At 36.4% G+C, this 7804-nt stretch carries 3 protein-coding genes and 1 riboswitch; of the genes, 2 read left to right on the top strand and 1 reads right to left on the bottom strand.

The genetic code is table 11. From position 1 onward, the window contains the following. The first annotated feature begins 546 nt into the window (after positions 1-546). Positions 547-630: riboswitch (ZMP/ZTP riboswitch) on the top strand. Between the two features lie 463 nt (positions 631-1093). Continuing rightward, positions 1094-3346, top strand: a complete 2253-nt coding sequence (gene pflB, locus EUBHAL_RS13825) for a formate C-acetyltransferase (protein WP_005351433.1) — start codon at positions 1094-1096, stop codon at positions 3344-3346. Next, complete coding sequence (gene pflA, locus EUBHAL_RS13830; protein WP_005351435.1) at positions 3333-4085, top strand: pyruvate formate-lyase-activating protein; 753 nt, start codon at positions 3333-3335, stop codon at positions 4083-4085. The genes pflB and pflA overlap by 14 nt, the downstream gene beginning before the upstream one ends. Positions 4086-4275: 190 nt before the next feature. Here pflA and EUBHAL_RS13835 read toward each other — a convergent pair whose 3' ends face one another. After that, entirely contained in the window at positions 4276-7467 is a 3192-nt protein-coding gene (locus EUBHAL_RS13835) for a glycosyl hydrolase 53 family protein (RefSeq protein ID WP_167534411.1), read from the bottom strand. Positions 7468-7804: the final 337 nt, after the last annotated feature.

Here is a 7804-nt window from a genome sequence, read left to right on the forward strand (position 1 = left end):
GGGGAGAGGGTAGAAGTTTTCTGCTTGCTCTTAAAATATTGTAGATAGATATTTTTTATCCCAGTTTGATTCGTTTATCTTTTATTGTAAGCTTCTAAAAGATTATTCCTAAACTATTATTACTGATTGGATAGTAGACTAGATTTCAAACAAATTTGGTGCAATTATTATGTTATCGTCCGCAATATTTATAAAACCAAATTTAAAATGCCGATTTCTTCATTTTACTATTACATATAGTCAAGTCAAATCATCCCCCTATTCCCAGTCATTCTCGAGTAAGCAGAAGACATCAGCTTCTGTCCCCAAATCCCCTCCTCCTATTTAATTCACCTTCTCCAGCCATAGCACAGAAGCCATTGCCCCGAATAAGGCATATTTGTGGTCTCGGAGCAAGTGTTGGATGCGAGCGAGTAGAGCGAACATTCAACACGCCGCGACTAAAATCACAAATATGCCTTATTCGGGGCAATGGCTTCGTCTGTAGTTCGCTTAATGAATTAAATAGTAACCCCTTGACATTTTGTTCTATTTTGTTTATAGTTAGGATACTTATACGACTGACGGAAGTAAGTGGAATGAACCACATGAAGTATAAGACTCTTATAGCCGACCGTCTGGGCAATTCTTGTCTGGATGCTGGCTTTTTTATTTCTGATAAGATAATATTCTATCCAATATCCCTGATAAGAAGTAACTTTAAATCGTTATTAAGTCATGTGCTAAAGAAGATGTTTTTCCAAACATGCTCTAAAGAGCGAAAAATAAAATTATAGTTGTATGCTTGTCATTATTGTACTTATATCAGTACATTTGTACGATTTGATAATATTTTATCAACGCTCTAAAACCCTTTATTTTAAAGGCTCTACAAGCATTTTTGTGTATATGTTCAAAAAAAAGAACACATAATATCAAAAAATTGTTTGACGATTGCCAAAAATCATGTTAATAATGTTGTTAGATGATTAAAACTTAAATAAGTTAAAACTAATCATAGTAAATCATCTGAACAATTTTGTTGATTTTTTAGCAAACATATTTCAAAACCTTGACTTAAGGATTTTTTTAACAAACAGGGAGGTCAATTAAGATGTTACAAAAAGAACAATGGCAGGGATTTAATGGACGAATCTGGAGAGAAGAAATTAATTTAAGAGAGTTCATCCAGGATAACTACACTCCATATGATGGAGATGCTTCTTTCCTCGAAGGTCCTACCGAAGCTACTGACACACTGTGGGGCGAACTGCAGAAGCTGCAGAAAGCAGAGCGTGAAAAGGGTGGTGTTCTTGATATGGATACTGATATCGTATCAAGCCTTACTTCCCATAAACCGGGTTACATTTCTGAGTCTTTAAAAGAGAAAGAACAGATCGTAGGTCTTCAGACAGATAAACCTTTAAAACGTGCATTTATGCCATTTGGTGGTATCCGTACTGCTGAAGAAGCTTGTACAACTTATGGTTACACACCAAATCCAGAATTCCACAAGATTTTTACAGATTATCATAAGACACATAACCAGGCAGTATTTGATTCTTATACTCCTGAAATGAAGAAAGCTCGTCACAATAAGATCATTACTGGTCTTCCAGATACTTACGGACGTGGACGTATCGTTGGTGACTACCGTCGTGTAGCTCTTTACGGTATTGACCTGTTAGTTGCTGACAAGCAAAAAGATTTCGCAAACTGCGGTGACGGAACAATGACAGATGACGTTATCCGTTTAAGAGAAGAAATCTCCATGCAGATTAAAGCATTAAAAGATATGAAAGTTATGGCTGAAAGCTATGGCTATGATATTTCCGAACCTGCTTCTAACGCAAAGGAAGCTGTTCAATGGACGTATTTCGGATACCTTGCAGCAATCAAGACACAGAACGGTGCTGCTATGAGTATCGGACGTATCGCTACTTTCCTTGACATTTATATCAAACGTGATATGGATAAGGGAATCCTTACAGAGAAAGAAGCGCAGGAATTAATCGACCATATGACTATGAAGTTCCGTATGGTTAAGTTCGGACGTATCCCAGCTTACAACCAGCTCTTCTCCGGTGACCCTGTATGGGCAACACTTGAAGTTGGCGGACTTGGACAGGACGGTCGTTCCATGGTTACAAAAACTGACTACCGTTTCCTCCACACATTAGAAAATATGGGACCATCCCCAGAGCCAAACCTCACAGTACTTTACTCTGAGCGTCTTCCAAAAGCATTTAGAGATTACGCAGCTCATATTTCTATTACAACAAGTTCAATCCAGTATGAAAATGATGATGTAATGCGTCCAGTATGGGGCGATGATTACTCCATCTGCTGCTGTGTTTCTGCTACACAGACTGGTAAGGAAATGCAGTTCTTCGGAGCCCGTGCAAACCTTGCAAAATGTCTCCTCTACGCAATCAATGGTGGTGTAGATGAAAAGACTGGTCAGCAAGTTGGTCCGGAATACAAACCAATTACTTCCGAATATCTTGACTATGATGAAGTAATGCACAAATATGATATCATGATGGACTGGTTAGCAGGTTTATATGTAAATACATTAAATCTCATCCAGTACATGCATGACAAATATTACTATGAATATGCTTTGATGGCCTTAATCGATACAAATGTACGTCGTACATTCGCTACAGGTATCGCAGGATTCTCACATGTAGTAGATTCCTTAAGTGCGATTAAATATGCCAAAGTAAAAACAGTCCGCAATGAAGAAGGACTTGTTGTTGATTATGAGACAACTGGCGACTTCCCTAAATACGGAAATGATGATGACCGCGCTGATGATATCGCTGTATGGTTACTTCAGACATTTATGAAGAAGCTTGAAAAATTCCATACTTACCGTGATTCTGAACCTACAACTTCCATCCTTACTATCACATCAAACGTAGTATATGGTAAGGCAACTGGTTCCCTTCCAGACGGAAGAAAGGCCGGAGAACCTCTTTCCCCAGGAGCAAACCCAAGTTATGGCGCAGAGCAGAACGGTCTCTTAGCTTCCTTAAACTCTGTAGCTAAACTTCCTTATGAATGGGCATTAGATGGTATTTCCAATACGCAGACAATCAACCCTGATGCACTCGGTCATTCCGAAGAAGAACGTATTGGTAACTTAGTAAATGTTATGGACGGCTACTTCGCACAGGGTGCTCACCACTTAAACGTAAATGTATTTGGTGTTGAGAAACTGATTGATGCGATGGAACATCCGGAAAAAGAAGAATACGCAAACTTTACGATCCGTGTTTCAGGTTATGCAGTTAAATTCATCTCTCTGACAAAAGAACAGCAGTTAGATGTAATTGCCAGAACATGCCATGACAGAATGTAATAAAAATTCGATGGCTCTTGTTCATTCTACGGAGAGTTTTGGTTCGGTGGATGGGCCGGGGGTTCGTTTTATTGTTTTTTTGCAGGGCTGCCCTTTGCGGTGTCAGTTCTGTCACAATCCAGATACATGGAAGATGACAGAGGAAAATGGTGCGATATGGAAAAACGCAGAGGAGCTGTTAAATCAGGCACTCCGCTATCGTCCTTACTGGAAAAATGGCGGAGGTATTACTGTCAGTGGTGGAGAGCCTCTTTTACAGATTGATTTTATGCTTGAGTTCTTTAAAAAGGCAAAAGAAAAAGGAATCCACACCGTTATTGATACAGCTGGTGGACCTTTTACAAGAAAAGAACCTTTCTTTTCTAAATTTCAGGAATTGATGAAATACACTGACTTGTTATTAGTAGATATCAAACACATCGATACTGAATGCCACAAAGTTTTAACTGGCCACAGTAACGAAAATATTCTTGATATGATTCGCTATCTTTCCGATATCAAAAAACCGATTTGGATTCGCCATGTTCTTGTACCGGAACGAAGCGATAAAGATGAATATCTGACTAGATTAGCTGATTTCATTCACTCTCTTGATAATGTGGAAAAGGTGGAAATCCTGCCTTATCATACGATGGGTATTTATAAATGGAAAGAACTTGGATTAGAATATCCTTTAGAAGGAATTCAACCACCAACAAAAGAACGGGTGAAGAACGCTAAGAAAATTCTTGCTATTTGATTTGCCGACAAACAATGTACTAAAAGAAAAATCCCCCATATTTGTGACTTCGAAGATAGATTGCGTTGAATACTTATCCATCTTTAATCTATCCTTGAAATCATAAATATGGAGAATTTTGTCTTTAAATATAAACTTTAGTTAAACTCCACTCAAATTAAATTCTCTTTCTCCAAATAATCTCTAAAATTTACTTTACTCTTATTTTCTTTACTTTGCTCCATGGACCAAAATATTTCTTATTGCCTATTTTTTTATAAGAACGTGCTTTTACATAGTAAATTTTCTTAGAATCTAATTTTGTTATTGTATATGTTACCTGTCTTATTCCTTTCTTTGTTAATACCTTCTTGCCCTTGCTAAATTTTGAGTTCTTAGCTGCAACAATCTGATATCCTGTAGCTTTGGCATCTTTCTTTATATTCACTTTTACTTTTCTCTTAGATGTAGAAACCTTTTTGATGGTCTGCTTTTTCGGAACTGCATAAATAGTAACTATTCTACTTGCCTGTTTATAATCTGCTGTTGCACCGGCTGTTATCTTAATCGTTACTTTTCCTGGCTTCTTTACAACAAGTTTTTTGCCCTGCTTTTCAACAGAAACAACATTCGTATTATTTGAAGTAAATGTTAAACTTCCAACTGCTTTTACTTCGTTCTTAAGATTAAACTTCGTTCCATAAGGAATCGTATAGGATGCTTTTTTCACAGTAATTGCCTGTTTTTTTATATCCTTATTATAAACTACAGATACCTTAGATATCTTATCATTTGTTCCTAAAATTTTAATCGTATCTTTTTCTTTCGTATATCCTTTAATATCCGGTAATATATAAGTCATACTCTTTCCTGAAACAACTTTTACTACCCTGTATTCAAGTACATTATTTTCCTTATCACATAATGCAATAACCACTCTGGAATATTTTTCGTTGGATGACACTGCATCTTTATAGAAGCGAAGAGAATCTAATGGGTATCCTTTATCGTCAAAAAGCGTTTGATTATCCCATGAATTTCCTCCCCAAACAGGATTTCCATTATAATACAACTTACTCGTTGGATAATATCCTTCTGCATTTTCTGCCGCCCATCCTGTTCCGAATTCATTTGCCATTTCTTTATTATATTTCCAATTTACCCAACCAGCTCTTACAGGAATCCATGCGCCTTCCCAATAAAAAGCACCTAGTCCATTATCATTTGATAAAATTGCATTATATAAATCCGACAACATATCTGCCTGTCCCTGAGGACCAACTTTATAAACTGCACCATTAGTATTATTAACCATATTTACAGTACCATCTGCATCTTTCTGAGAGTTAAGCCATGATGTTTCCAATACTGCAAATAGTTTGCCTCTTGATGCAACATATTCTCCAGCTTTTCGAACATTTTTAAGCATATTTTTTCCAGCCCAAAAAGCATAACTAGACGCTCCTAAAACATCATAATCTACGTTATCTCTTTCCCATGCATTCATGGCATCTTTATACATTCCTAAGTTAAGGTTATCTAAATGTATCGCAACCAACGCATCTGGAGTACATTCTCTTACTGCTCTTGCCCCTGCGCTCAAATAACTATCAATAATTGTAGATTTTTCTTCTTCCTGCCATACATTAGCCTTGGTTTTATGCATAATTCCCATCATACCCTGAGATATCTCATTTCCAACTTGTACCATACCAATGTCAGCACCAGCATCTTTAAATTGTTCTAAGGTTTCTTTAGTAAATTCATATACATTAGAACACATTTTTTCCTGGTTATTTCTGTCTTTTTTCCATGCTTTTGGAAGCAACTGTACTGCTGGATCTGCCCAAAAATCAGAATAATGGAATCCCAATAAAACTTTAATATTATATTTGGCTGCCTCTTTCGCTATTTCTAACCCAGCCTTAACATCATTGGATCCACCACCATAAGTCTCTCCTTTTTCATTATACGGATCATTCCATATACGAATACGAATGTAATTTACACCATTATCACTTAAAACTTTTAGTAATGAGGCTTCTTTTCCTTCATTATCATAATATTTTACCCCAGCCTTTTTTAAGGCAGTATACGATGAAATATCTATGCCTCGAATAGTAGAATCTGACATATTCTGTACTTTTTTAATGGTTACTTTCTGCTGTTTTAAACCAGTATCATCTCCGTATTTATAAGGATCTCTGCTTGTATCTGTCTCATGACCCTGTGCATATGCAAAAATAGCCATGGAAACCTGTGCATCTCCTTCATCATCAAAGAAAGACTTCCAGCTTCCAGCATATGCAGCTTCATTATAAATCAAACCACCAGCATTCTTCTCATCAATTGTGGCTTCTAACAAGTTATAAATGCTGTCAGCCTGTGTATATACATTGGCTGTATTCGCCTCATTTACACGTTCATATTCTACGTTAGAAACTATCAGTTGTTTATCCGATGCACAACTTTCTACTTCTTTTTTTAAACTTTTAATATAATTGTTTGTATTATTATCTGGATAAACATTTACTCCAATATAATCATAATCTACGGACGCATATCCCAATTTCTGAACAATATATTTTACAGAAGCGGCATCAGATGGCGCAGCTATGCTGACAGCATTCTTTACACCTTCTTTTTTCAGCAATGCTGAAATATCGCCCATTGCTTTCCAGCCTTCCCAGCCTTCTCCGTCAGTAATTCCAAGGAAATTCCAATCCACTTCATTACCAATCGTTACAATATCAGGAAGGACATTCACCTGCTTTAACTTTGCAATTATCTCTTTTGTATATGTTTTTGCACTTTCCACTCGACTTACCGATTGCTCTGCTTTCTCTGCCTTCTCCCAGTCTGCCGGAAGCTTCTGTCCATTCTCACCCGCATAAGTCATTTCGTCTGAATAAAGTAAGACAAGATTTGTCTTAAGATTTGCTTTAGATGCTTTTACAGCTTTTAATGTTTTTATTGCATTATCCAAAGAAAGATATGCATTTTCCCCTGTTGGATTTACAGCAACTTTTAAAGATATGGTATTGATACCCTGACTTTTTACATAGTCGAAAATATTGTCTACGGACTGACTCATATAATTTTTATATGATTTCCCCCACTCCAGACACTGCTGATAATAAGTAAAATCCGCTCCTAAAATAGTATTCGCTCCAATTCCAGAAATCTTTTTGTACTTTTTAAAAGCATCCTTACTTATTTCTGGAATTTCAATCTTATCTGCTGACGAACTTACTTCTTGCGCCTTAACCGGATGTGTATCCAAACTAAATCCAGTTGTTGCAAATAACATGGTTGCCATTGCTATTGCTACACATCTTTTGATAGCCCCGCTAAATTTTTCAAGATTCTTCATTTTCATTAGTAGATTATGATTGTTTTTCATAAGTTTCTCCTTTCTTATAAATAATAATATATATTTTAACATATTATAATCTCTTTTCAAGCATACACTATACTAAAATTAGTAAATTTTTGATTTTTTTCAAACATACTCTATTTTTTTATCAAATCTTTCCCTCGCTTTCCGAACTCATGTTGAAAAGATTTGGAAATTCCCCGAAAGGTTGTGATTTTATGTAAATTCTGATTTTACTCCAGCAACTATAAACAGCCCTCAGAGAATGAAATAATCTATATTTGTGGCCTCGGAGCAAAGGTTGGATGCGAGCGCTTTAAGCGAACATTCAACCTGAAGCGACTAAAGTCACAAATATAGATTA

Source organism: Anaerobutyricum hallii DSM 3353 (genome assembly GCF_000173975.1).
GTDB lineage: Bacteria > Bacillota > Clostridia > Lachnospirales > Lachnospiraceae > Anaerobutyricum > Anaerobutyricum hallii.